Genomic DNA, 25,417 nt, shown 5'->3' with positions numbered 1-25,417 from the left:
TGGCAATAAAAAAATGTCTGAAAAGGCATGAAAAAAATAACGCGCCCCGCCACTTGGCCTTCGCCCTCGCTCGCCTTTTTTGAACGCGTTGACCCCTCCAAGAAAGTGACTAGCCTAGAAACACACCACGCGCTTGCTCATGGGGTGAGCGCAGCTGCAAAGAGGCAGGGACGCTCTTATGGACACCTATCAATATGATTATTCCTATGCGTTGACCCAGGACAAAGTCAACGACATCATGCGCAACAACTTGGCATCGGTATCGATGCCCCTCGCCTATACCGACCACGACCCCATGACCGGTGCGATCACCATGCTCGATGTCCATCTGGATGTCTGGAGCATGGCCGATGGTGGCCAAAACGGCCTGATGAAGCTCAATGTGCCCATCAAGGATGGCAGCCTGAGCATCTCGAACCTCCCCGGCGTCAATGGTGAGTGGAATATGGCTGGGGTCAGTTTGTTGCTGGAAATCACGCTAGGCTGGATGGGCTCCGGCAGCCAGCAAACACTCAGCGGCGAAGGGGCAGCGACCCAACTGGTGTTTTCCCCGAGCCAAGGCGCAACGCCTGATGATCCCGGTTATGTCGCGATTCTCACGGTCACCGACCCTTCCGGCCTGCTGACGAGTGCTGCCATCGGCATGCTCAAGCAGATCATCCAGGCGGCGTTCTACGAAAACCGGGGCAACCTGCAGTATGTGTTCGCCGGGGTCGTCCCGGTACCGGCAGGGGCGTCGAGCTGGCTGCGCCCGTACAAGTGGCAGTATTACATTGCATCGGGTGACATCGAGGCGCTGTGCTTCTTGTCCATGCTGGACGATACGCCCTTCCCATCAACTCCCGCATTCGATTCGACGGCATTGGTTCCAGGAGCCAATGCCGTCGCGCTCATTTCGCAGGCGGCGTTCTTCAAGTACACATTGCTACCGGGCGTCCAAGCAACGTTCCCGGGTGGAGCGTTCTCCGTCAGCCAAGCGAACCAACACTCGCTGATTGCCAATAATGGCCCGTTCACCGTGGTGGTGGGCGGCGACTCGATCAACACCACCCATTTTTCCCTTTGGCCTTCAGATGCAGGCGACGGTTTGCAGACCTCTTCGGCAGGTGGCGGTCCCCTCACCTTCCTGTTCGGCCTCGCCGATCTGCCTGACGCGTCCTACAGCTGGACCACCCAGACGGTCAATCCGCTGTCGCTGGACGTCTCCACTGGCGTCATGACCTTCAAACAGGATCCGAACCCGAAGACCACCCACGACCAGGACATCCCATGGTACGACTACATCATTCTGGTGGGGCTGGGCCTGACACTGGTCGGCCTGATCGCTGACATCACCGATGCCGTCAATGACTTCGGCGACCAAGTCAACGACATCGGCATGTCCAACATCAACGCAACCCTGCAGGCCACCCTCGGCAATCATGCGGTGAATGTCACCGACCTTCTGGATTGGCAGGCAAACGGCCAGTCGTTCACGTTGACCGACGGCGGACTCGACGGCGCCCTCTACGTGCGTGGAAATCTTTCTTGAGCGTTCCAGGTGCCCGGTACGGGTTCCATGCCGGGAAATTGATCCATCCAGGAGGAAACAGCCAATGGCCGTCACGACCGACAACACCGCGATCGCCCCGGTACCCGTAGCGCAAGTCGACACCCACCCAACGGCCGATACCTATGATTGGGATACCGTGGTGGCCTTGCATTTCGATACCACCAATACCGCCCTTACCGACAACTGGAGCAGTGTCGATGATCGGGCCAAAACCCTTTCCCAGGCCGCCAGCGACGACCCTACCTACCAGATCCAGGCCAGCCTGGGCGCCTGGCAATTGACCACCGGTGGCGATGGCAAAAACATCAATATGAGCGTGCCGATCGTCAGTGGTGTCTACCAAGCGGGCACCAACAGCTATCCGCTCGACGGGCTGGGCATGAGCGCTGTCATCCAGATCAACATGGACTGGATTCCCGATCCGGGCCAGCTGTCCTTCGTGATCAACAGCGGTGTAAGCGCCATCGTCACCGACCTTGACAACAACATCATCGATGCGGCGCTGATCAGCGAGTTCGAAGCCAACGGTGTCACCATCACCAGCGAGTCACCGCTGTCGCCGGTCAAGCCGTCGGCCGCCTGGTTGATCGCCGCAGCCGACAATACCTTCTATTACCTATTCCTCAGCCAAGACAAGGACCAGAACCAGTTCCTGTCCGTTTACCAATACACCGAAGCCTTCAAAAGCCAGCTCTGCGCCCTCAGCGAGGAGGCCGGGGGTACGCCAGCCGTCGTGGTCATCACTGTGCTGAACCCTCCGAACGCCGGCACCATCGGTAATGCGGTGCTTCCGGATCTTCTGAGCGAATGGTTCAACAGCAACATCGCCTACTTCAACTTCGTGTTCTCGGTCATCGACCTGACCCCCCAGCTTGCGCAATCGCCCAATTACACCTGGATCGACCCGACCGCCACCAGCTATGCAGTGATCGACCAGCAGACCATGGAGAGCTCGGTGATGGGGGTGATGACCATGGTGCAAAACAATGCGCCCGGCACCAATCACCAGGTTTCGCCCAACGCCATTCCCTCCGGCAGCGATGCTAACGGTGCTGACGTGGGGCTGTTGATCAGTGGCCCGAACTTCATGAAGAACATGATGCTCGGAGGCGCCAAGCACCTGTTCGACGATGCCAGCGACGAGGACTTCTCGATCTTCAACGATGGTTTGTCGATCAAGAACGTCAACGACTTGGTCTACGGCTACTTCAAGATGGAAGACGACCCCGACGCCACCACGCCGGACAACGGCTACTCTGCCCAGTTGGACGAGGGTACGCTGCCTCAGGGGCTGGTCGATGCCTTCAAGCAATACAATGGCAACGGCGGCTACTTCTACAACCCTGACCTGCGCGGCGATACCGTCAGGGTCAATGTCAAGGGCAGCCAGTGGTTTCTCAGCGGCAGCGGCGGCGAGTACATCGTCGATCTCGAGAACGGCCAGCTCGAGTTCTACACAGCCACCCAGGTCAGCATTCCTGCGGGGCAGTTCGAGATGAACCTGGAGCACAGTTTCCTCGAAATCAAGTTCATCGACCTGACCTACGCCCAGAGCTGGCAGTACGACGTGCACATCAACTACACCGAGCAAGTCAACCTTGGCCTGAAGACAGTCACTACCTCGACGGGGCCGACGAAGCAGATCTTCAACTTCACCCAGTCAGCTCGCGACATGACCATCAATGTCACCAAGACCCAAGCGGAGATCACCTTCGAGATCGTGTTGGGTGCCGTCACGGCCACGCTAGCGCTGGTAGCCGTGTTGGGCCCGATCGTCGATGGCCTGGCCGGCGCAGCGGAGGTCACGGTCGAAGGCGTGGACGAAGGCAGCGCCCTGCTCAATGAATCTTCCTTCGTTGATGAGCTCAGCGGTAGTGAGGAAGCGGACGCGCAGAACCTTGCCAATGAACAGGATGCCTTGAGCGTGAGCGCCAACCAGACCGGTGGGCGGATGACGAGCATCAAGAACGCTTTCAACTCCACCCGCTGGAAAGTGTTTGGCGGAATCACCGGTGCCATCGCCGCCGCCTCAGGGGTGGAGATCGCCGTCTCCGCCATCCTGGCGTCGGTGTACAACAACGAATGGGAGAATGTGCCTGGCTTCGATGCCTTCGCCAATGACGCCATCGAGCCGTACACCTTCCCCGGCGTCAACGGCTATGACCTCACCTCGGCGTGGCTCGCAGACTCGCTTCAAATCGGCCTGAAAACCAAATGACCGCAACGGCGTACGGAACAAGGAGACGCGATATGGCGAGCAACACAGGGGTCTACACCTACAACTGGGATACCGCCTTCGCCATCCCTGTTCCAGACGTCAACAAATCCATCGTCGACCAGCAGTCGTCTCCGCCGGCGTTTTCCCTCACGGCGCCGGATGCGTACACAGTCTCGGCCCATTTCGGCGACTGGCAGATCTGCATGGGAGGGGATGGCAAGAATGTACGTTTTGCCATCCCCATGACCGAAGTCGTGGTGGACTACAGCAACGGCCAGCGCGTGGCCTGCGAAACGGGCGCGGCGGTCATTGAAATCAACCTGCACTACATTCCCCATGATGTATCGGGTGATGTCCCGTCCAACCCTGTCGCGCTGGTCGCGAAAACCACCTCGGATGACCCATCGACTCCCGTGGCCGCCCTGGTCGGGCAAGTAACGCTGTCTCCTGACCCCGGGACCGTCACCAGTGCAGTGTTCGGGCAGGCGTTGCTGGAATGGATCAACGAAAACCTGGAGGCATTCAGCCATATCTTCTCGGTCGTCGATCTCAACCGCATGATCGACCAACAACAGTGGGGCTTCGTGACCCCCAACTACACAAGCTACGCCTACCTCGATGGCGCCACGCTGGCAGACAGCGTCCTGGGTGTACTCACCATGACCGGCGATCGTAGCGGTGAAGCCCTGAGCGACCAGATATCGCCCTCGGCGATACCCGCGGGAAGCGAAGCCGGGTTCCTGGTCTCCCAGGAACGAACGCTCTATGACCTGATACGCCCGGCGATCATGGTCGCCTACCCCGGGCTGACCGATGACAACTTCCTGATGAGCGACGACAAGACCCGTCTCTACCTGGTGCAGGGGGTATCCGTCGACATGCCGCCGGTGCAGCAAGGCAGCTCGACCTACTACCCTAAGCTCACCGCACTTACCGTGGAAACCGACGGCGAGACATTCACCGTCACCAGTACCACCACGACCTACATCACCTTTGGCATCACCTCGCAGACGACCGCCACCAACTGGTACACCTTGAACCTCGGGACGTCGAACAACGGCCAAACCATCACCTTCATCCAGACGCAGCCGACGGATCAGCAATACACCGTCCACCAGGACCCCGGCGTGGTCATCACCGAAGTCATCCTGTCGATCATCATCGGCCTGGTTTCCGTGATCTGCGCCCCTCTCACCGACGGAGCCTCGATCGTCGTAGGCGGCTTGGTGATCGGCCTGTTGTTGGGGGCCTCGCAGATCGCCACAGGCGCCATCGAGTCGGTCAACAAGGACACCTCGCCCGCCGTCGACCTGCTCATGGTCAATGCCGTCGACCCGATCAAATGGACGGGCAGTTCGTCGTTCACGCTGGACTACGTGCACCCGAACATTTCACTGCAACTGGGCGGTGATCCGCTGTTCGTCTAGGCCTTCAGGCACAGAGACAGCGTACCCTGCCCCGACGGAGCAACAGGAGCCATGCCATGGCGAGCCAGTCGACCCACTTCGTGAAGTACCGCTTGAAAGACAGTGCCCAGGGCGAACATTACCTGACCTTCTCTTCCCGGGCGCCCAGGGTTCCGGTGGACGGAAAGGATCATGCGCTCGTTCGCAAGGTCGCTGAAACCGACCAACAGGCGGCTGATGCGATCACGTGGCTGATCCAGGAAATGACCGCCAATGAGCAGCGCTTCTTTGCCTGGCTGGGAGGCGATGCTTCGCGTATGGAGCATTTCATGCAAGACCCGATCGGCGCATTGAAACAGGCCATTCCTGAGCTACCAGAGGCCTTCTATGCGCAACTTGCCGCCTTGCCGAAGCTGTACGCACGCCGTCGGTAGCGACGCTGCTGCTCATCCTTCGGCAACTTCGAGCAACCCGATGTCACGAGAACGGCCCTTGAGTTGGGTCACGGGTGGACGTCTGCGTTATCTATACGTTTCGTCAGGAATGGGGATGTAGCCCCCAGGTATATATGCGCGGGCATGGGGCGAATGCGGGTGCCTGAGTACGGAAGTTTGAAACGGCGCAGGCCCTTTTCAGTTAAAAGCTCATTGAAATCGTTACGGGCATCTATGACCTTTTAACGAATTAGAAATGGGCTGGCCACCCTTCGTTTTCGGGCAAGCATCGAGCGCCGCCCGCGCGGCGCACCGTGCAAACAGGGGTGCCTTATTGCGCCAGAAAACACAACGACGTATTCTCGCGCAACTTCCTAATTATCGACGGAAGTTGCGCCGCTATATGGCCATTACTTGCATAAAGCCATCACATGAATTTGAACATTCCCACCACCGAAGATATATGCAAGTGGTTGCTGGATGCTGGCGCACTTCAAGCCACGGATATCCAGCGTGCCGCCCGCTTGGGCGTGGCACAAGGCATTGGCGAGGATGAAAAGTTGCGCACGCTGTTACGCCTGGGAGCGGTAAAAGAGCAGCAAATGGCCACTGCCTATGCGCAATTGCTCGGTGCTCCAAGGCTGGCGAACGAAACGGTCCAGGCCAACCCCACCGCACCCGAGCGCTTTGCCCGCCACTATGGCGTCATCGCCTTGAGCGAGGATGCGACACGGCTGCGGGTGGCTGCTGCGGTACCGCTCAGCGGCTACGCCATCGCAGCCTTTGGCTACCAGGCCGATAAGCCGGTCGAGGTGGTGATCGCCACTGCCGGCGAAGTCTCCCGGCTGATCGGGCAAGCTTATGGGGACGGCCATTCGAGCGGCGTGGCGTCGATCGAGACGGTGGCCGACGACGGCCTCGCCGACAACGACCTGGAACAACTCAAGGACATGGCCTCCGAAGCACCAGTCATCCGCCTGGTCAACCTGATGCTGCAGCGCGCCGTGGAACAGCGGGCATCGGATGTCCATGTCGAGCCGTTCGAGCAGCAGTTGAAGGTGCGCTACCGGGTCGACGGCCTGCTGGTCGAAGGCGAGGCGCCGCCCAGCGGCTACGCAGCAGCGGTCATCTCACGGTTGAAGATCATGGCCCGTCTGGACATCGCCGAACGCCGCCTGCCCCAGGATGGGCGCATCATGCTGCGCATCCACGGGCGCGAACTGGACCTGCGCGTCTCCACCGTGCCGACCAGTTTCGGCGAGTCGGTGGTGATGCGCCTGCTAGACCGGCAAAGCGTGCGCTTCGACTTCGCAAGCCTGGGCATCGGCCACCCGACCCTAGAAGCCATCGAGCACCTGCTAGCGCGCCCCCACGGTATCTTTCTGGTCACCGGGCCGACCGGCTCCGGCAAGACGACCACGCTCTATACCGCGCTGTCGGGCCTCAATACTGCCGAACGCAAGATCATCACGGTCGAGGACCCGGTCGAATACCAGTTGCCGGGCATCAACCAGATCCAGGTCAAGCCCGCGATCGGCCTGGACTTCGCCAGCGCACTGCGCTCGATCGTCCGCCAGGACCCCGACGTCATCATGGTCGGCGAAATGCGCGACCTGGAAACCTGCCGTATCGCCATCCAGTCTTCCTTGACCGGGCACTTGGTGCTGTCGTCGCTGCACACCAACAGCGCCGCGGCGACCATCACCCGCCTGCTGGACATGGGTGTGGAGGGCTACCTGCTGGCCTCGACCCTGCAGGGTATCTTGGCCCAGCGCCTGGTCCGGCGGCTGGACCCTGCAACCCGTATCGCCTTCGAGGCACCCGCCGAGCTCATCGAACGCTACGACCTGGCGCGCCATACCCAGCAGCGGCCGATCCTGCTCTATCGGGCGGACGAACAAGCCACTGGGGGTGGCTACCATGGCCGCATCGCGATCACCGAATTGCTGGTCCTGGATGACGAATTGCGCGCATTGCTGATGCGCCGCTGCGACGCCACCAGCCTGGAGGCGGCTGCCCGCGGCAAAGGCCTGGTGACACTCCATGAAGACGGCCTGCGCCAGGCTCTGGCCGGCATTACCTCGCTCGAAGAAGTGCTGCGCGTCACGGGAGACGACTGAGGTGCCGGTATTTTCCTACCGCGCACTGGATGCAGAGCGCCGCGAGCAACAAGGCGAACTGCAGGCCAGCGACCGCAACGACGCAGCCCGCCAGTTGCAACGGCGTGGCCTGCTGGTGCTGAGCCTGAAGCCAGGCAGCCATCTGCGGCGTGGCACACGCCAGCGCAATGTGTTGCGTGCTGCGGAACTCGCCACGTTGACCCAGCAGCTCGCCACGCTGATCACTGCCGGGCAACCGCTGGACAAGGCCCTGGCCACGCTGCTCAAGCATGTGCGCAAGCCTGCTGCCCAGTCGGTGCTGGGACAGGTGCGTGACCAAGTCAAGGCCGGGCATTCGTTGTCCCAGGCACTCGAGGCACACCCGGCGACGTTCTCGCCGTTCTATACCAGCCTGGTGCGGGCCGGCGAAGCCGCAGGCGTACTCGAGGTAACCCTGACGCAATTGAGCAGCTACCTCGAGCGCAGCCACAGGTTGCGTGGCGACATCATCAATGCGCTGATCTACCCCATGTTCCTGGTGGTGGGCGTCATCGGCTCGCTGGGGCTGCTCCTGGCCTACGTGGTGCCACAGTTCGTACCGGTCTTCCAGGACCTGGGCGTGCCGCTTCCGCTGGCGACCCGCGCCATCCTGGCCCTGGGTGAGTGTGTGCATGCCTGGGGCCTCCCGGGCCTGGCCATGCTGGCCGGTGCGGCATGGCTGTGGTTGACCGCGCGGCGCAACCTGCAGCGGCGGGTTGCCCTGGACCATCGGCTCTGGCGCAGCCGCGTGTTCGGGCCGCTGGTGCAACGGCTGGAAACCGCGCGCCTGGCCTTCACCCTGGGCACCTTGCTCAACCACAGCGTGGCCTTGCTGCCGGCGCTGGTCATCAGCCGCGACATCAGCAGCAACCATGGCCTGCGTCAGCACCTTGGGCAGGCCACCGAACAGGTCAAGCAAGGCAGCAGCCTGGCCCGCGCGCTGTCCGGCGAGCCGATGCTGCCGGAGCTCGCCATCCAGATGATCGAGGTCGGCGAGCAATCCGGCAGCGTCGGCGCAATGCTGCTCAAGGTCGCCGACCTCTACGACCACGAAGCCAGGCGCACCATCGAGCGCCTGCTGGCGGCCCTGGTGCCGACCCTGACCCTGTTCATGGCGGTTGCGGTGGCGGCGATCATGCTCGCCATCATGCTGCCGCTCATGAGCCTCACCGACACGCTCTAGGAGACCATCATGCGCGCCCAGCGACGCCAAGCTACCTGCCAAGCAGGCTTCACCTTGCTCGAAATGCTCGCGGTCATCGTGCTCCTGGGCATCGTCTCGGCAATTGTCGTGCGCCAAGTCGGGGGCAATGTCGACAAAGGCAAGTACGGCGCCGGCAAGGCGCAGCTGGCCAGCCTGGCCATGAAGGTCGAAAGCTATGCCCTGGACGTGGGTGCCCCACCAAGCGATCTGGACCACCTGCTGCGCAAGCCGGCCAATGCCAGCCGCTGGGCAGGGCCCTATGCCAAGCCTTCGGACCTGCTTGACCCGTTCGGCCACCCCTTCACCTATCGCTACCCTGGCGCCCATGGCAGCTTCGACCTGATCTTCCTCGGCCAGGATGGCGCACCCGGCGGGCAAGGCCACGCCGCCGATCTGGGCAATTGGGAATAACCCCCTTCGTGGCCCAACTCCGCGAGCGCGGCTTCACCCTCTTCGAGCTGCTGCTGGTGATCGTACTGGCAGGCATTACCGCAGCGATCCTGGCCCCGAGCCTGGGCCGCGGGATGCAGGCGGCGACCGAGCGCAGCGCGTTGGCAAGCATGGTCGGCGCCTTGCGCAGCGCGCGGGTCCAAGCCATCGCCAGCGGGCAAGCCGTGGAGGTGAACTTCGACCTGGAGGCCCGCCTCGTCCAGGGGCCGGAGCGCAGGCCTATCGCGTGGCCCGCCGACTTCACGGTGCGCCTGCATACCGCCCGCGAGTTGGGCGCGGCCTTTGCGTTCTACCCCGACGGTGCCGCCAGCGGGGGCAACATCCTGGTGACCCGTGGCCAGGCGCGTTGGCGCATCGACATCAGCTGGCTGACCGGCAGCGTTACCCTGCGGGCATTGCCATGAACCGCCAACGTGGCTTCACCTTGCTGGAAATGCTCGCGGCCATTGCCGTACTGACGATGGCGACCGTAATTTTGCTGGGCGCTTTCGCCCAGGGCAGCCGCTCGTTGCAGCAGGCCGAGCGATCCGACCGGCACACAGCCGCTGCGCGTTCGTTAATGGACGACTTCGACCTTGGCGAGCTTGCGCCCGGCCAGCGTCGCGGCACCTGGCAAGGCCTGGACTGGGTACTGGAGGTATCCGCCGAACCTGCAGGCCCAGGCACGGTCGAGCTGTACCGGCTAGCGTTGTCGATCAGCGACGGGCAGCGCACCACCCGCTACAGCACGCTGCGTGCCCGCAACGGGCAGGCCCGGCCATGAGGCGGGAGACGGGTTTCACCCTGCTGGAAACGCTCATGGTCGTGAGCCTGGTGGGGTTGTTGATGGGGTTGGTGGCGTCGGCACTGATGCTGGCCAATCGCTCGCTGGCCAATGCCGAACACTTGGCCGCCCAACTGGATGAACAACGCGCCACTCAGCGCCTGCTGCGCCGGGCCCTCGGCCAGGTGCTCGCGCTGAGTGCGCAAACCGACGATGGCAGGCATACCGCAACATTCGAAGGCCGTGGTGACCATGTGGTTTTCTACGCCCCCGTACCCAGCTCGGTGGGCGGCGGCTTGTACCGCCAGCGCTTGCAACTGCGCGAGGGGCGCCTGCAACTGCAGTTGGCTAGGCTGGACGGGCAGCGACTGGAGTCCTGGAGCGAACCCCTCCCCTTGCTAGGCGGGATCAAGGCATTGAAGCTGCGCTACAGCGGCGATTCCCCCTTGGGCAAGGCCACCGGCTGGATGAGGGACTGGCCCTGGCCCCAGCGCCTTCCCCGTGCGGTGCGCGTCGATGTGCTGCTTGCCGACGGCAAGACCTGGCCCACCCTTCACGTCAACCTGCTGCTGGACCATTCCGGCGACGGTGGCCGGCCATGACGCGTCAACGGGGGGCGGCCTTGTTGCTCGTGCTGTGGGTGGTCGGGTTGCTCGACGTACTGCTGGCCGGGCTGGCGACGGCCGTGCAACTGCAGCAGCGTCTGGCGCACCTGCAGAGCGACCAGGCCCAGGCGGCCTTTGCCGCGCAGGCAGGCGTCGAACTGGCGGTGGCCAATACTCTGCGCAACGACAAGGCGCGCTGGTTGCCTGACGGCCAGCCGCATGCGCTGCACTTCGCCGGTAGCACGCTGCGTATCAGCCTCGCCAGCGAGCGCGGCAAGCTCGACCTCAACGCCTGCTCATCCATGAGCCTGGCGAAGCTATTGCGTGCCAGCGGCGCCACTGCCCAGACCGCAACGACCATCACCCAGGCCTTGCTGGCAAGGCGTAACGAGGTCCCTCTGCGAATGCCCGAAGAATTTCGCCCGCTCCCCGGCATGACCCAGGCGGTCTATGACCGCGCATTGCCGTTCATCACCGTCTGGGCGGGTACCCCGTTGCCTGCCGCGGGGCTCGCAGCGCCACGGCTGGCCGGGTTGCTCGGCCTGCCCAGCCCACGTGGCTCCGCTCCGGCCCCGGGCCCGGTATTGACCGTCACCAGCGAGCCGCGCCTGGCCAGTGGCTTCACCTCCCGCCTGCAGGTGACGCTGGTCCTTCGGCCCGCCTATGTCGGCAACAAACCCTACCGAGTCCTCAGGTGGCAGGAATGAAGCGGATGATGAGGCACCTTGCCGCCCGGCGACACGCTTGGCAGGCCGGTTGGCTGAGCAGCAGCGTGCACCGCTGGGTCGGCGCCTGGGTCGCCGAACTGGGCGAGATGCTACCGCCCGCACTGGCAGCGCAAGTCGGCAAGCGCAACGTCGGCCAGGTGGTCACCTGGCCGTTGCCCGCCGATTGCCAGCCAGGGCGCCCGACTGTATTGCTGCTCGCCCCCGCCCAGGTCATGGCGCAACGCATCAGCCTGCCCTTGGCGGCGATACGCAACCTGCACGAAGTCCTTACCTATGAGATCGACAAGTACACCCCCTATACCGCGGACCAGGTGCATTTCATCGCGCGCATCGTGCAGCGGCATGCCGCGGGCGCCGATGTGCAGTTGGTCGCTATTGCACGTACGGCCCTGCAGGCGATGGTCGACACCTGCCGCCAGCAAGGCCTGCACCTGCTGGCGGTGGACGCCCAAGGCGCCGATGGCGAGCGCTTGCATATCGACCTGCTGCCGCCCGGCATGCGCCGAGTACTGACCCGCCCTGCCCGGCTCGACCGATGGCTGTGGGTCGGCTGCTGTGCTGCCACCCTGGTGCTGGCAGCCGCTTACTTGGAGCGCCGGCAGGCCCAGGTCGAAGCCATGCAGCAGGAAGTGGCCCAGCAGCGCAAAGCCGTGCAGCACTTGCTGGAGCTGCGCAACACGCTGGATACGACGCTGGACGCATCGTCCTACCTGGCCCGCCTGAAGGCGCAGCGGCCCTCCCTGAGCTGGATGCTGGCAGACCTTACCGCGTGCCTGGGCAGGGACACTTGGTTAGAGCACCTAGAGGTGCACGACGACGGCCACGTGATGTTTACCGGCCAGAGCCCCCAGGCCAGTGCCCTGCCCACCCAGCTCAAGGGCTGCCAAACCCTCGTGGATGCCCGGTTCCAGGGCGCGATCCTGGTCGACCAGGCCAGCGACCGAGACCATTTCACCATCCGCGCCCAACTCAAGCAGGAGCCCCGTGATGCGTCCGCTAAGCCGTAGAGAACGCAAGGTCGCTGCATTGGGCCTGCTGGCCGGCTTGATCGGAGCCGGCTGGTACCTGGGAGTCGAGCGCCTCTGGTTGGCCCCCCTGCGCGCCCTGGACGAGCAAACCCAGGCGTTGCAGGAGCAACAGCGCCGCTATGCCAGCCTGATGCTGCAACAAACTGCGCTGCAGGCCCAGTTCAAGCGTGCCCAGGATGATCCTGGCAGGCGCGAAAGCCTGCTGCCCGGCGACGACCCGAACACTGTGACGGCGAACTTGATGCAGCGGGTAGCCGACCAGGTCGAGCGGCTGTCTCGCCATGGCGTGGGCTGCGAAGTGACCCAGAGCATGCCGATGCCTGCCAGCGAACAAGGCGCAGCACCCGCCGCGCCCTATCGCCAGGTGAAGGTGAGCTTGACGCTGGCCTGCGCCATCGAGCCCTTGGCGCTGCTGATGCATGCGCTGGAGTACAACCAGCCCAGCCTGTTCATCGACCAGTTGAGCATCCGCCGCAGCGCTTCGGCACCGGCCCAGGGCGGCGCCGGCCGCCTGGAGGTGCACCTGCTGATCCATGGCTACATGCATCGGGCCGGCTCTGCTGGGGCTTCCTCATGAAGCAGCGCCGCTTCACGCTGGTACTGTTGGTGGCGAACCTGGCGCTGCTGGTGGCCATCGCCTGGGCGCTCGGCGCACCGATCGTGCCCCAGTGGCTAGCCGCAGACCCTGCTCCCGATCCCAAGGCCCCCGCACAGCCTACGCCCTCGCCCCGGCTGTCGCAGGCGCTGCTTGCCGAAACCTGGGCTCACCCACTGTTCGCCCCGGCCCGCCAGCCCGACCCGTCCTTGCCCGGGGAGCAGGTGCCGGCGCTCGCCGGCTTGACCTTGAGCGGCGTGGTCCTGAGCACCGATGCCAAGCTGGCCTACCTGCGCGACGGCAACGAGCCGGCGCACAAGGTCGAACTAGGCGCGACCCTGGGCAGTGGCTGGACCCTCAGCCACCTCACCGCGACCACCGCCACCTTCACCCGCAATGCCCAGACCTACACGCTCAGCCTGCCCCTGCCGCGCTTGCCCGCGCCACCCAAGGCTTCCGTCATCACACCGTCACGTACTCCATCACTATGACCATGCACCTATCTTCGCGTTTTCTCCTGCCGACAGTGCGCACACCGTTGCTGGGCCTATGTGTCGCTGTCGCCCTGGCCGGGTGCGCCCCTCCCAGGCAAGGCCTGCAGACTGACCAGGCGCTGATGCGCGAAGCCCTCGAGGGGGCCGGAGCGCCGCTGCCACCTGCCAGCGTCGCACAGGCACCGACGACCGATCGCAGCGATACGATTGCCGCGAGCCCTACACGGCGCATCATCGAAGGCGACCAAACCTTCGTTCGCCCGTCGTCAAGCGCCGCGCGCACGCCTGCCTCGGAGCCCGGTGACATCGTCTTCAATTTCACCGACCAGCCGATCGAGGCCGTGGTCAACAGCATCATGGGCGACCTGCTGCATGAGAACTACAGCATTGCCCAAGGTGTGCAGGGCACGGTCAGCTTTTCCACCTCAAGGCCCGTGAACAAGCAACAAGCCCTGTCGATCCTGGAGACGCTGCTGTCCTGGACCGACAACGCACTGATCCGCCAGGGCCAGCGCTACGTCATCCTGCCAGCGGACCAGGCCGTTGCTGGCAAGCTGGTACCTGGAGTGGCCACGGCGCAACCCGCTCCAGGCCTGGCCGCGCGCCTTTACCCGTTGCGCTACATCGGCGCGACCGAAATGCAGAAATTGCTGCAGCCGTTCGTGCGCGACAACGCCTTCCTGCTGGTCGACCCGGCACGCAACCTGATTAGCCTGGCGGGCACGCCCGACGAACTGGCCAACTACCAAGACACCATCGACACCTTCGATGTCGATTGGCTCAAGGGCATGTCGATCGGCGTCTACGGTCTGCAACGCGCCTCGGTCGGCGAGCTCATGCCGCAGTTGCACAAGCTGTTCGGCCCGGACAGCGGGCTGCCGTTGGCGGACATGGTCAGGTTCATGCCCAACGAGCGCACCAACTCGATCGTCGCCATCTCGGCGCAACCGGCGTACCTGCAAGAAGTGGGTGACTGGATCAGAACCATCGACGAAGGCGGCGGCAATGAGCCCCAGCTGTACGTATACGACGTGCGCAACATGAAGGCTGCGGACCTGGCCCGCTACCTGCGCCAGATCTATGGCGCTCGCAAGGTTGCCGAAGCTGCGGCGGCCAAGGTGGCGCCGGGGCTCAAGACGACCAACCTGCTGTCGTTGAATGGCAGCGGGCAGCCTGATAACGGCGTTCCTGGCTCACTTGCCTCAGGCGATGTCGGCGATGAAGAGGCGAGCGACGAATTCGGCGATCCGAGCGACGAAGCCGTCACGGCCGAACCCGACGCCGGCGTGGCGGGCAGCACTGGCGCCAACCCTCTCGAAGAAGCGGTACGCATCACCGCGCAGCAAAGCAGCAACCAGTTGCTGGTGCGGGCTCGTCCGGCCCAATGGGAAGAGATCGAGTCGGCGGTCAAGCGCCTCGACCGCCCGCCGCTGCAGGTGCAGATCGAAACCCGGATTCTTGAAGTCACGCTCACCGGCGACCTCGACCTGGGCGTGCAGTGGTACCTGGGCCGCCTGGCCGGCAACTCGTCCAGCACCACCGTGGCCAACGAGCCCGGCAGCCAGGGGGCTTTGGGTGCTGGCGGGGTCGCCCTGGGCAGCAGCTCGATGTTCTACTCGTTCGTCAGCGACAACCTGCAGGTCGCGCTGCGCGCCCTGGAAACACGAGGGCTGACCCAAGTGCTGTCGGCGCCATCTCTGGTGGTGTTGAACAACCAGCAGGCGCAGATACAGGTGGGGGAAAACATCCCGATCAGCCAGACCACGGTCAACACAGGCACCTCGGACACGACCTTGAGCAGCGTCGAGTACGTGCAGACCGGCGTGATCCTGGATGTGGTGCCACGGATCAACCCCGGCGGCCTGGTGTACATGGACATCCAGCAACAGGTCAGCGACGCCGACGACAGCGCGGTCACGCCTACCCAGCCCAACCCGCGCATTTCCAGCCGCGCCGTCTCGACCCAGGTGGCCGTGCAAAGCGGCCAGACGGTGTTGCTGGGCGGGCTGATCAAGCAGGACAACGCCAAGCTGCAGACCCGCGTGCCCTGGCTCTCGAGCATTCCTGGCCTTGGCTGGTTGTTCGGCAGCAGTTCGAAGAGCCGCGATCGTACCGAGCTGGTCGTGCTGATCACACCGAAGGTGGTGAACAACCCCGAGCAGGCGCGCCAGGTGACGGCGGAGTATCGCCAGCAGATGCAATTGTTGAAAGCCCAGGCGGCGGGGTCCTGAACCCATTGGGGCTGCTGCGCAGCCCATCGCGGCACGAGGCCTCACACGGTACAAGTCGGACCGCCGCCCCTACAGGACCTACAGTATTACCCTGCCCGGCCCCACATCAGATCCCGTCGCGGGCCAGGTCCATCGCGAAATAGGTCAGGATCAGGTCGGCGCCAGCACGCTTGATCGAACCGATGCTCTCGCGCACCACCCGTGCCTCGTCGATGGCACCGGCCAAACCACCGAACTTGATCATCGCGTACTCGCCACTGACCTGGTAGGCCGCCAGCGGCAGGCGCGAGGCGGTGCGGATGTCGGCGATCACGTCGAGGTAGGCGCCGGCCGGCTTGACCATCAGCACATCGGCCCCTTCCTGCTCGTCGAGCAGCGACTCGCGCACGGCTTCGCGGCGGTTCATCGGGTTCATCTGGTAGCTCTTGCGGTCGCCCTTGAGCGCGGTACCGCCGGCTTCGCGGAACGGGCCGTAGAGCGAAGAGGCGAACTTGGTCGAGTAGGCCATGATCGCCGTGTCATGGAAGCCTGCGCCGTCCAGGGCGCTGCGAATGGCCTGGACCTGGCCGTCCATCGCCGCCGACGGGGCGATGAAATCGGCACCGGCGGCAGCGGCCACCACCGCTTGCTTGCCCAGGTTGGCCAGGGTGGCGTCGTTGTCCACGCCATGGTCGTGCAGCACGCCGCAATGGCCGTGGCTGGTGTATTCGCAGAAGCAGGTGTCGGACATCACCACCATTTCCGGCACGGTGTCCTTGCAGATACGCGCCATGCGCGCCACCAGGCCGTTTTCGTTCCAGGTGTCGCTACCGGTCGCGTCCAGGTTGTGCGAGACGCCGAAGGTCATCACCGACTTGATGCCGGCGCGGGCGTAGCGCTCGATTTCGCTGGCGAGCCGCTTCTCGGGAATGCGGTTGACCCCCGGCATGCTGGTGATGGGCACGAAATCGTCGATACCTTCTTCGACGAAGATCGGCAGGATCAGGTCGTCGAGGCGGAATTCGGTCTCCTGGAACAGGTTGCGCAACGATGGGTTCTGGCGCAGGCGACGTGGGCGGACGATGGGGAAGTTCGACATTGGAGCTCCAGACAAGTTTTGCTACCCGCCACCTTAAGTCGTAGGGCCGCCACTGACCAGTCTTGACGTGAAGAATATGTGTTGCGCCCCGGGCAACAAAACCAAGTGGGCGCGGTATCGCGCCCGTCCGGGTCTCCGCTCAGCGACAATCGGTCGCAATCACTTGGGCAGCGGATACAGCGCCTCGTCGAACTGCGACAGCTTGGGGAACTCCAGTGGCAGGTCGTCCGAAAGGTGGGTCAGGCGTTGCTGGTAGTCATGCAAAAACCCTTTGCGCGCCTCGTCGCTGATGTACGGCACGTGCCAGGCCACGAACGGTGGCAGCACCTCGAAGCCGACATAGGCCAGGGTGCCACGCAGGATCGGCCGCAGCATGTCCTCCAGCGGCCCGTGGATGGCACCGTCGCCGAACATGTGCTCGCGCCCGCCCAGGGTCACGGTCACCAGCGCCTTCTTGCCCACCAGCCCGCCCTGGTCGTAGAAACGCTTGCCGCCGTAACACACACCGGAGACCAGCACGCGGTCGATCCAGCCCTTGAGCATGGCCGGGGCGGAGAACCAGAAGATCGGGAAGTTCAGCACCAGTAGGTCAGCCCACAGCAGCTTGTCCAGTTCGGCCTGGATATCCGCGGCGATGGAGCCACTCTTGACCCCCAGGCGCTGCTCCAGGGCATATACCAGGTAGTCGGGGTTCTCCCGGGTGCCGAAGTCTTCGGCGCTGGCCACCGGGTTCCAGCCCATGGCGTACAGGTCGCTGACCTGCACCTGATGGCCCTGGGCGGTGAAGGTCTCGACCGCCTGGTCGCGCAGGGCGGCCGTGAAGGATTGCGGCTCGGGGTGAGCGTGGACGATCAGTACATTCATGAAAGGGTCCTTGCTAGTGAATCGTTGGGGCTGCTTCGCAGCCCGTCGCGGCGGTCCGGGCATGCCGCTCCTATAGGCGGCGTGCAGTGGCTGTTGGCTTCAGACCTGTACGGCCTTCACTTCGACAAACTCACCCAAGCCCTCCTCGCCCCATTCCCGACCATTGCCGGATTGCTTGTACCCGCCGAACGGCGCGCGGTAGTTGAACCCGGCCCCATTGACGAAGCACTGCCCGGCGCGCATCTGCCGCGCCAGCTCCAGGCCGCACTCGCGGCTACCGGCCCAGACGGCGCTGGACAGGCCGAACGGCGAATCGTTGGCCATCTCGACTGCCTGGGCCTCGTCGGCATAGGGAATCAGGCACAGCACCGGCCCGAAGATTTCCTCCTGGGCGATGCGCATGCGGTTGTCGACGTCGGCAAATAGCGTAGGCGCCACATAGTAGCCCCGCTCGAAGCCCGTGGCGGTGTCGCCGCCGCATAGCAGCCGCGCACCCTCCTCCTGGCCCAGGTGAATGTAGTCCAGCACGGTGCGCCGCTGTCCAGCCGAACACATCGGGCCAAGGAAGCTGCGCGGGTCACGCGGGTCGCCCATGGTGAGCACCTGGGTTTCTGCCACCGCGATCTCCAGGGCCTGCGCATAGCGCTCGGCCGGCAGCAGCATGCGGGTGAGCGCCGTGCAGGTCTGCCCGGAGTTGATCATCACGTCCTGCACCCCATGGCGCACGGCCGCTTCCAGGTCGGCATCGGCGGTGATCAACAACGGCGACTTGCCGCCCAGCTCCAGGCACACGCGCTTGACCGTCGGCGCGGCGGCCTGGGATACCCGCACCCCGGCGCCGGTGGAGCCGGTGAACGACACCATGTCCACCTGCGGGTGCCGGGCCAGGGCCTCGCCCACCTTAGAGCCTGGCCCGCTGACCAGGTTGAACACACCCGCAGGCAGACCGATGGCGTCGATCATCTCGGCCAGCAGGAAGGCATGCAGCGGCGTTTCCTGGCTGGGCTTGACCACCACCGTACAGCCGGCGGCCAAGGCCGGGGCCAGCTTGCCGATCATCTGGTGCAGCGGGTAGTTCCAGGGGTTGATGAAAGCGCATACCCCCACTGCCTCGCGGTACACCAGCGAATGGCCGACTTCGCGCACCTCGTCCATCAACCCGGCCAATTCGCTGTACTGCTCCAGCCCCTCGATCGGGCCATCGACCTGAACCATCTGGCACCACTGCACTGGCATGCCCAGCTCGGCGGTGATCACATCGGCCATTTCCCCGGCCTTGGCCTTCAGTTGCGCGGCCAGGGCACGAATGTAACCAGCGCGCACACCGGAGGGTGTGCGCGACCAGGCGCCGAACGCACGCCGGGCAGCCGTCACCGCGCGCTCCACGTCCTGCTCGTCGCCCAGCGGTACGCGGCCGATGGCGGCCTCGCTGGCCGGGTCGATGACCTCGGCCATGCCCTGCCCGCTCGGCAATTGCCAGGCACCGTCGATGTACAGCCGCGGGTACTCACGCATGGGCCTGTTCCTCCACTAAGGCCCGCGCACAACGGGCGATACGCCGGCACGCGTCGTCCAGCGCCTCGGCGCCGAGCACCAGGCCCAGACGGATATGCCCGGCGGCGCTCGGCCCGAAGGCCTCGCCTGCCAGCACCGATACCCCTTCACGGTCCAGCAAGCGGTCGGCGAAGGCCTGGGCGCTCAGGCCGGTCTCGCGGATATCGACCATCACGAACATGCCGCCATCAGGCTTGAGCGCCTTGATGCCCGGGCAGCCTGCCAGGCGCTCGCAGACCAGGTCGCGGCGCTGGCGATAGGCGTCGCGCATCGCCTCGAGTTCCGCCAACGGCTGTTCCAACGCCACGACCGCGGCATCCTGGATGAAATCGGGCGAGCCGTAGAGCATGCACAGGGCAAGGTTTTCCAGGTGGCCGGCCAGCTCGGCCGAACCCACCACCCAGCCGACCCGCCAGCCGGTCATGGCGTGGGACTTGGACAGGCTGTTGAGCGTCGCGGTGCGTTCGGCCATGCCCGGCAGGCTGCCGGGGCTGACGTGCTCGCCGTCGTACAACAGCTCGCTGTAGACCTCGTCGGAAATCAGCCACAGGTCATGGGCGATGCACAGCTCTGCCAGCGCCTCCCAGGTAGCGCGCGGCAGGCTCGCCCCCGATGGATTATGCGGGCTGTTCAGTGCCAGGGCACGGGTGCGGGGGGTGATGCGCGCAGCTACATCCGCGGGGCACACGCGAAAACCGTTCTCCGGCTTGACCGGCACCGGTACCACGGTCGCGCCACAGGCGCCGAACACGGCCTCGTAGGTGACGTACATCGGTTCGGCGACGATCACCTCGTCGCCCGGTTCCAGCACGCACTGGGCTACGCAGAACAACGCGCACTGGGCCCCGGCCAGCACGGTGACTTGGTCGGCATCCACCTTCTGGCCGCTGCGTTGCTGGTGGCGACGGGCAATGGCCTGGCGCAGGGCCAGCTTGCCGCGCACGTCCGAATAATGGGTATGGCCGTCGCGCAAGCTGTCGATGGCCGCCTCGACGATGGGCGCCGGGGTATCGAAGTCGGGGTCGCCCACCGACAGCAGCAGGATGTCCTTGCCCTCGGCCTGCATCGCCAGGGCGCGGTAGTGGATGTCCCAGGCGGCGGCGCCGTCGCCGGCGATGCGTTGGGTCAGCGTGGAAAAGCGCATGGCAATCCTCCGTCAGTGGGCACAGGCGTGCTTGAGTTCGACCAGGGTCACGCCGTTGCGGGCAAAGCCCGTCTGCAGCTCCTGTTGCAGCTCGTCGAGGCTGTGCGGTTGCGCCACGGTGCAGCCGAACGCCCGACCGAGCGCGGCGAAGTCCGGGTTGCGCGGCAATACACCAATGGGCTCGATGTCCAGGCCGAGCATGTCGTCGCGGATCTGGCCCAGGGCATCGTTGTTCCACAACAGCACCACCAGCGGGCGGTCCAGCTCCTCGACCGCGGTGGCCAGCTCCTGAGCGGTATAGAGGAAACCACCATCGCCCACCAGCACCAGGCCCGGGCGGTCATCACTGGCGAACATGCCGCCGATACCCGCTGGCAGGCCATAGCCGAGGGTGCCGTAGCCGGTGGGGTGCAGCCAGCTGCGTGGGGCCCGGCTGGTGAAGGCATAGTTGCCGGTGTAGGCCAGCTGGGTCATGTCGCTGCTGATGAAGGCGTTTTCCGGCAAGACAGCAGCGATACGGTCGAGGATCGCCTGGTGGATGCCTTGCAGCGGGCCATGGCCTGCGCGGATCGCCTGGCGCAGGTAGGCCACCGCCTCGATAACGGCGCCGGCGTCGCGCTGAACGTGCGGCAGGTATTCCAGCAGGCCCGCCAGGGTCTGCCGGGCATCGCCATGCAAGGCCAGAGCACAAGGGTAGAAGTCGTTGAACTTGCGTGGGTCGATATCCACCCGCAGCAAGTCGCCACGAAGCGGCAGGCGCTCGCGCCAGAAGTCGGTGTCGGCCATTTCCGTACCCACTGCGAGCACCACGTCGGCTTCGGCGATCATCTGCCAGCCAGGTTCCACGCACAGGCTGGCACCGGCATTCAAAGGCGACTCAGGCGGCAGCAGGCCCTTGCCGGCCACACTGGTGAACACCGGCGCCGCCAGGCGCTCGCTCAGTTGTCGCAGTTCATCTGCGGCCTGCAAGGCGCCGCCACCGGCGATGATCATCGGTCGCTTGGCAGCAGCGAGCTTCAAGGCCGCCTGATCCAGGCTGTCACGGTCCGGCAGGCCACGCCCGGGGCGGCGTACCACCTCGGCGCTCCAGTCCCGGGCGACCGGGGCCGCCAGTACGTCCAGCGGCACGGAGATATGCACCGGGCGTGGGCGCTCGCTGTCGAACACGGCCCAGGCACGGGCGATCAGCTCCGGCAGGTCTTCGGCGCACAGGGCCACGGCGGAGAACGCGGTGATCGGCGCGGTCATGGCGCGCTGATCCTGGGTTTCGTGCAGACAACCCCAGCCTTTGCCCAGGCTTGCGGTGTGGTTGACGCTGGAGATCACCAGCATCGGGATGGAGTCGGCATAGGCCTGGCCGATGGCGGTGGCCGCGTTGGTCACGCCGGGGCCAGTGATGACGAAACACACGCCCGGCTTGCCGCTGACCCGGGCATAGCCGTCGGCCATGAAGCCGGCGCCCTGTTCATGGCGGGTCAGCACATGGCGGATGCCGCTGCCCGGCAAGCCCCGGTACAGCTCCAAGGTATGGACCCCAGGGATACCGAACACGGTATCCACGCCATAGTTACCCAGCAGCCGCACCAGGGCCTGGCCGGCGGTCATGGAAGGTTCATGCATGTCGTTCTCCTTGCGGCTGGCCGAGGCGGATCAGCGCATCGACCGCGGTGGTGCCCTGGGCACCGACCATCAATGGGTTCACGTCGAGCTCCAGCAAGCGGCCTGCGTTCTCGCAGGCGTAGTCGGCCACGGCGCGGATCGCCGCCACCAAGGCGTCGAGGTCGGCCGACGGGCGCCCGCGGAAGCCTTGCAGCAGGCCGGCGCTGCGCAGGCCCAGCACGGCATTGCGGATGGCGCCGTCGGTGGTGGGCAGCAACAGGTTGACACTGTCCTTGAGCAGTTCCACCAGCACCCCGCCGGCACCGATCACCAGGGCCAGGGCGAAGTCGTTCTCGCGCTTGATGCCGACGATCAGCTCAGCCAGCGGCGCCTCGGCCATGGGCTCGAGCAGCACCTGGTCGAACGGCATGTTCGGCGCGTAGGCCGCGATACGCTCGCGCATCTGTTTGAGCGCCGCCTCCAGGGCGCTGGCGTCACGCAGGTTGAGCGCCACGGCGCCGGCTTCGGTCTTGTGCGGCAACTGTGCGCTGACCGCCTTGAGCACCAGAGGGAAGCCCACCCCGGCGGCCTCGGTGACAGCCTGCCGGGGCGTGGTCAGCACACCGGCCGGCACCGGCAGGCCAAACGCGCGCAGCGCCTGCTTGGATTGCCATTCATCGAGCATTTGCGCCTGGCCATCCAGCGCCTGTGGGCACAGCGGTACCAGGGCCGACTCGCCCAGTGCCAGCAAGCGCGGGCGGTTCCGTTGGTAGGCGACGATCCGCCCCCAGGCCGCCAGGCCGTCCTCCACCCCCTGCAAGGCGGCGATGCCACGGGCATGCAACCGCTCGCGGGCGCAAGCCGGCAGCAGTTCCGGGAAGGCCGAGGTGACGAAGCCGACCTTGCCATGACGCGCCAGGGCGTCGCAGTAAAGCCCCAGCAGCAGGTCGCACTCCTTGCGCTCGCCGGTGAACTGCGCCGGGTAGTCCAGCACCAGCATGGCCGCGTCGGCATCACCGCGCAGGGCGCTGTCGAGCATGCGTTCGAGCGCGGCGGCATCGCCCCAGATCGCCGTGGTGAAGTCCAGCGGGTTGACCAGGTTGGCGTAGGCCGGCAGCACCTGGGCCAGCTCATCTACCTGCCCCTGTTCGAGTGGAGGCAGAGCCAGGTCATTACGCTCGGCATAGTCGGCGATCAATCCGGCGTCGCCACCGGAACACGCCAGTGCGATCAGGCGGCCATCCTTGGGCAGTTGCCCGCAGGCGGCGGCCTTGAGGGTTTCGACAAAGCTTACCGGGCCGCTCACGCGGATCACGCCCAGACGCTGGAACAGGCTGTCGTACAGGGCGTCGGAGCCCGACAGCGAACTGGTGTGGCTGAGCGCGAGTTCGGCACCGATCTGCGAGACGCCGGTCTTCAGGGCGATCACCGGGATGCCTCGCTCCAGGGCCTTGTGCGCGGCGCGGGCAAAGCCGGGCACGTTCTTCAGGCCTTCCAGGTGCAGGCCGATGGCCGTTACCCGTTGCTCATCCAGCAGCACATCCATCAGCTCGGCTACGCCCAGTTGCGCCTGGTTGCCGACCGAGGCCATGTAGGCTACCGGCAGCGAGCGGTCGCTCATCGACAGGTTGTAGGCGAAGTTGCCGCTCTGGGTCAGGATCGCCACGCCCTTCTCCACCTGCTTGCCGCCATGGGCGACCGGCCACAAGGCAGCGCCATGCAGGTAGTCGAGCAGGCCGTAGCAGTTAGGGCCGAGCAAGGCCATGGAACCGGCGGCCTCGAGCAGGCGCTGTTGCAACAGGCGCCCTTGTTCGCCGCTCTCGGCAAAGCCCGAGGCATAGCAGATGGCGCCACCGGCACCGCGCTCGGCCAGGGCCTGGACGCATTGCAGGGTCAGGTCCTTGTTGGTGGCGATGAACACGGCGTCCGGTGCGCACGGCAGGTCGGCGACGCTCGCCACGCACGGCACGCCGTCCAGGCTTTCGTGCTGCGGGTTGACCAACCACATCTGGCCGGCGAAGCCGCCTTCGGCGCAGCGCTTGAGCGCCCGTGCCATGCTGCGGCCACCGACGAAGGCCAGGTGCCTGGGTGCCAGCAGGCGCTTGAGGTTGTCACGGATCGAATGCGACATGGGGGTTCTCCAGGCCGATCAGCGCAGCAAGGGGCGCAGCAGTTCACGTGAAATGATGTGCCGCTGGATCTCCGAGGTGCCCTCCCAGATCCGCTCGATGCGCGCGTTGCGCCAGATGCGCTCCACCGGCCCTTCGTCCATCAGGCCCATGCCGCCGAAGATCTGCACCGCCTCGTCGGCGACCTTGCCCAGCACTTCGCTGGCGAATAGCTTGGCCATACCGGCCTCGCCGTCGGTCATACTGCCTTGGTCCATCTTCCAGGCGGTGTGCAGGGTCAGCAGCTCCGCGGCGCGAATCTGCGTGGCCATGTCGGCGAGCTTGAACGACACCCCTTGGTAGCTGCCGATCGCCTGGCCGAACTGCTTGCGATCGGCCGACCATTGCAGCGACAGGTCCAGGGCGCGCTGGGCCTGGCCGACGCAGTTGGCGGCGACCATCACCCGGCCGGCGGTGAGCCAGGCGTTGGCGACTTCCCAGCCCTTGTCCACTTCACCCAGTACCTTGCTGGCCGGCACGCGGCAGTCGTCGAAGAACAGCTCGTAGGTGTGGTAGCCACGGTTGCTCACGCACTTGGGCCCACGGCGTACGGTCATGCCCGGGGTGCCGCGGTCGACCAGGAAGGCGGTCACGGCGTTGCGCTTGCGCCCGTTGTGCTCGTAGGTATCGGTGACGGCGAAGACGATGGCGAAGTCGGCGTGGCCGGCGTGGCTGATGAAGTGCTTGCTGCCGTTGATCACGAAGTCATCGCCGTCTCGCACGGCGCGGGTCTTGATGGCGTTGGCGTCGGAGCCGGCGCCTGGCTCGGTGAGAGCGAAGCAATCGATCTTCTCGCCTTGCACGCACGGCAGCAGGTAGTCATTGATCTGCTCGTCCTTGCAGGCCATGAGGATCTTCGAGGGGCGTGCGACAAAGACATGCAGGGCCCAGGACACCTTGGACAGTTCGCGTTCGATGAGCGCCTGGGACAGGTAGTCCAGGCCGCCGCCACCGACCTCCTCAGGCATGTTGAAGGCGTAGAAGCCGGCAGCGATGGCCTTGCCGCGGATCTGCGCAGCAAGCTCCGGCGACACGGCATCAGCGCGGTCCACCTCTTCCTCGTAGGGCAGCAGCTCCTTGTTAACGAAGCTGCGTACCGCTTCCACCAACATTTCTTGTTCTTGGGTGAGTTGGAAATTCATCTGGAATGGTCCTGAAGAAGGT

At 65.0% G+C, this 25,417-nt stretch carries 22 protein-coding genes; 15 read left to right on the top strand and 7 right to left on the bottom strand.

Annotated features, from left to right (window positions below; genetic code table 11):
• The first annotated feature begins 178 nt into the window (after positions 1–178).
• The 15 genes from ACNFG0_RS06220 (at position 179) to gspD (ending at position 15,846) form a co-directional block, all read left to right on the top strand.
• Positions 179–1,531, top strand: coding sequence for a TULIP family P47-like protein (locus ACNFG0_RS06220; RefSeq protein ID WP_416764286.1), 1,353 nt, complete (start codon positions 179–181; stop codon positions 1,529–1,531).
• 64 nt (positions 1,532–1,595) lie between these two features.
• Positions 1,596–3,770, top strand: a complete 2,175-nt coding sequence (locus ACNFG0_RS06215; protein ID WP_416764285.1) for a TULIP family P47-like protein — start codon at positions 1,596–1,598, stop codon at positions 3,768–3,770.
• Between the two features lie 32 nt (positions 3,771–3,802).
• The gene (locus ACNFG0_RS06210) at positions 3,803–5,197 is read left to right on the top strand and encodes a TULIP family P47-like protein (protein WP_416764284.1); all 1,395 of its coding nucleotides are present in this window, start codon (positions 3,803–3,805) and stop codon (positions 5,195–5,197) included.
• 56 nt (positions 5,198–5,253) lie between these two features.
• On the top strand, positions 5,254–5,610 hold the full coding sequence (locus ACNFG0_RS06205; protein ID WP_416764283.1) for a hypothetical protein: 357 nt from the start codon (positions 5,254–5,256) through the stop codon (positions 5,608–5,610).
• A gap of 431 nt (positions 5,611–6,041) precedes the next feature.
• On the top strand, positions 6,042–7,730 hold the full coding sequence (gene gspE / locus ACNFG0_RS06200; RefSeq protein ID WP_416764282.1) for a type II secretion system ATPase GspE: 1,689 nt from the start codon (positions 6,042–6,044) through the stop codon (positions 7,728–7,730).
• 1 nt (position 7,731) lies between these two features.
• The gene (locus ACNFG0_RS06195; RefSeq protein WP_416764281.1) at positions 7,732–8,931 is read left to right on the top strand and encodes a type II secretion system F family protein; all 1,200 of its coding nucleotides are present in this window, start codon (positions 7,732–7,734) and stop codon (positions 8,929–8,931) included.
• A 9-nt stretch (positions 8,932–8,940) separates the two neighbouring features.
• Complete coding sequence (gene gspG, locus ACNFG0_RS06190) at positions 8,941–9,363, top strand: type II secretion system major pseudopilin GspG (RefSeq protein WP_416764280.1); 423 nt, start codon at positions 8,941–8,943, stop codon at positions 9,361–9,363.
• 8 nt (positions 9,364–9,371) lie between these two features.
• On the top strand, positions 9,372–9,806 hold the full coding sequence (locus ACNFG0_RS06185; protein WP_416764279.1) for a pilus assembly FimT family protein: 435 nt from the start codon (positions 9,372–9,374) through the stop codon (positions 9,804–9,806).
• Positions 9,803–10,165 (top strand): type IV pilus modification PilV family protein, encoded by a 363-nt coding sequence (locus ACNFG0_RS06180; protein ID WP_416764278.1) that lies wholly within the window; start codon positions 9,803–9,805, stop codon positions 10,163–10,165. Before ACNFG0_RS06185 ends, ACNFG0_RS06180 begins: the two co-directional genes overlap by 4 nt.
• Positions 10,162–10,767 carry a type II secretion system protein GspJ gene (locus tag ACNFG0_RS06175; protein WP_416764277.1) on the top strand — a complete coding sequence of 202 codons (606 nt, stop codon included), beginning with the start codon at positions 10,162–10,164 and terminating at the stop codon, positions 10,765–10,767. The genes ACNFG0_RS06180 and ACNFG0_RS06175 overlap by 4 nt, the downstream gene beginning before the upstream one ends.
• The gene (locus ACNFG0_RS06170; protein ID WP_416764276.1) at positions 10,764–11,477 is read left to right on the top strand and encodes a type II secretion system minor pseudopilin GspK; all 714 of its coding nucleotides are present in this window, start codon (positions 10,764–10,766) and stop codon (positions 11,475–11,477) included. Before ACNFG0_RS06175 ends, ACNFG0_RS06170 begins: the two co-directional genes overlap by 4 nt.
• A gap of 5 nt (positions 11,478–11,482) precedes the next feature.
• Complete coding sequence (locus ACNFG0_RS06165; RefSeq protein ID WP_416764275.1) at positions 11,483–12,505, top strand: type II secretion system protein GspL; 1,023 nt, start codon at positions 11,483–11,485, stop codon at positions 12,503–12,505.
• Positions 12,486–13,103 carry a type II secretion system protein GspM gene (gene gspM / locus ACNFG0_RS06160; protein ID WP_416764274.1) on the top strand — a complete coding sequence of 206 codons (618 nt, stop codon included), beginning with the start codon at positions 12,486–12,488 and terminating at the stop codon, positions 13,101–13,103. Before ACNFG0_RS06165 ends, gspM begins: the two co-directional genes overlap by 20 nt.
• Positions 13,100–13,612 carry a hypothetical protein gene (locus ACNFG0_RS06155; RefSeq protein ID WP_416764273.1) on the top strand — a complete coding sequence of 171 codons (513 nt, stop codon included), beginning with the start codon at positions 13,100–13,102 and terminating at the stop codon, positions 13,610–13,612. Before gspM ends, ACNFG0_RS06155 begins: the two co-directional genes overlap by 4 nt.
• On the top strand, positions 13,609–15,846 hold the full coding sequence (gene gspD, locus ACNFG0_RS06150) for a type II secretion system secretin GspD (RefSeq protein ID WP_416764272.1): 2,238 nt from the start codon (positions 13,609–13,611) through the stop codon (positions 15,844–15,846). Before ACNFG0_RS06155 ends, gspD begins: the two co-directional genes overlap by 4 nt.
• A 106-nt stretch (positions 15,847–15,952) precedes the next feature.
• Here the strand turns inward: gspD and hemB are convergent, their stop codons facing one another.
• The 7 genes from hemB to ACNFG0_RS06115 form a co-directional block, all read right to left on the bottom strand.
• The gene (hemB, locus tag ACNFG0_RS06145; protein WP_416764271.1) at positions 15,953–16,924 is read right to left on the bottom strand and encodes a porphobilinogen synthase; all 972 of its coding nucleotides are present in this window, start codon (positions 16,922–16,924) and stop codon (positions 15,953–15,955) included.
• 159 nt (positions 16,925–17,083) lie between these two features.
• Positions 17,084–17,788 carry an NAD(P)H-dependent oxidoreductase gene (locus tag ACNFG0_RS06140; protein WP_196155586.1) on the bottom strand — a complete coding sequence of 235 codons (705 nt, stop codon included), beginning with the start codon at positions 17,786–17,788 and terminating at the stop codon, positions 17,084–17,086.
• Positions 17,789–17,887: 99 nt separating this feature from the next.
• Positions 17,888–19,303, bottom strand: coding sequence for an aldehyde dehydrogenase family protein (locus ACNFG0_RS06135; RefSeq protein ID WP_416764270.1), 1,416 nt, complete (start codon positions 19,301–19,303; stop codon positions 17,888–17,890).
• The gene (locus ACNFG0_RS06130) at positions 19,296–20,486 is read right to left on the bottom strand and encodes a pyridoxal phosphate-dependent aminotransferase (RefSeq protein WP_196155584.1); all 1,191 of its coding nucleotides are present in this window, start codon (positions 20,484–20,486) and stop codon (positions 19,296–19,298) included. Before ACNFG0_RS06130 ends, ACNFG0_RS06135 begins: the two co-directional genes overlap by 8 nt.
• A gap of 12 nt (positions 20,487–20,498) precedes the next feature.
• On the bottom strand, positions 20,499–22,106 hold the full coding sequence (locus ACNFG0_RS06125) for a 5-guanidino-2-oxopentanoate decarboxylase (protein ID WP_416764269.1): 1,608 nt from the start codon (positions 22,104–22,106) through the stop codon (positions 20,499–20,501).
• The gene (locus ACNFG0_RS06120) at positions 22,099–24,216 is read right to left on the bottom strand and encodes an acetate--CoA ligase family protein (RefSeq protein ID WP_416764268.1); all 2,118 of its coding nucleotides are present in this window, start codon (positions 24,214–24,216) and stop codon (positions 22,099–22,101) included. Before ACNFG0_RS06120 ends, ACNFG0_RS06125 begins: the two co-directional genes overlap by 8 nt.
• An 18-nt stretch (positions 24,217–24,234) precedes the next feature.
• On the bottom strand, positions 24,235–25,395 hold the full coding sequence (locus ACNFG0_RS06115) for an acyl-CoA dehydrogenase family protein (RefSeq protein WP_084857888.1): 1,161 nt from the start codon (positions 25,393–25,395) through the stop codon (positions 24,235–24,237).
• Positions 25,396–25,417: the final 22 nt, after the last annotated feature.

This window comes from Pseudomonas sp. NY15372, assembly GCF_048068215.1.
Classification (GTDB): Bacteria; Pseudomonadota; Gammaproteobacteria; order Pseudomonadales; family Pseudomonadaceae; genus Aquipseudomonas; species Aquipseudomonas guariconensis_A.
Note: the sequence above shows the minus strand (reverse complement) of the source record. Positions and strands in the feature narration are given on the sequence as shown.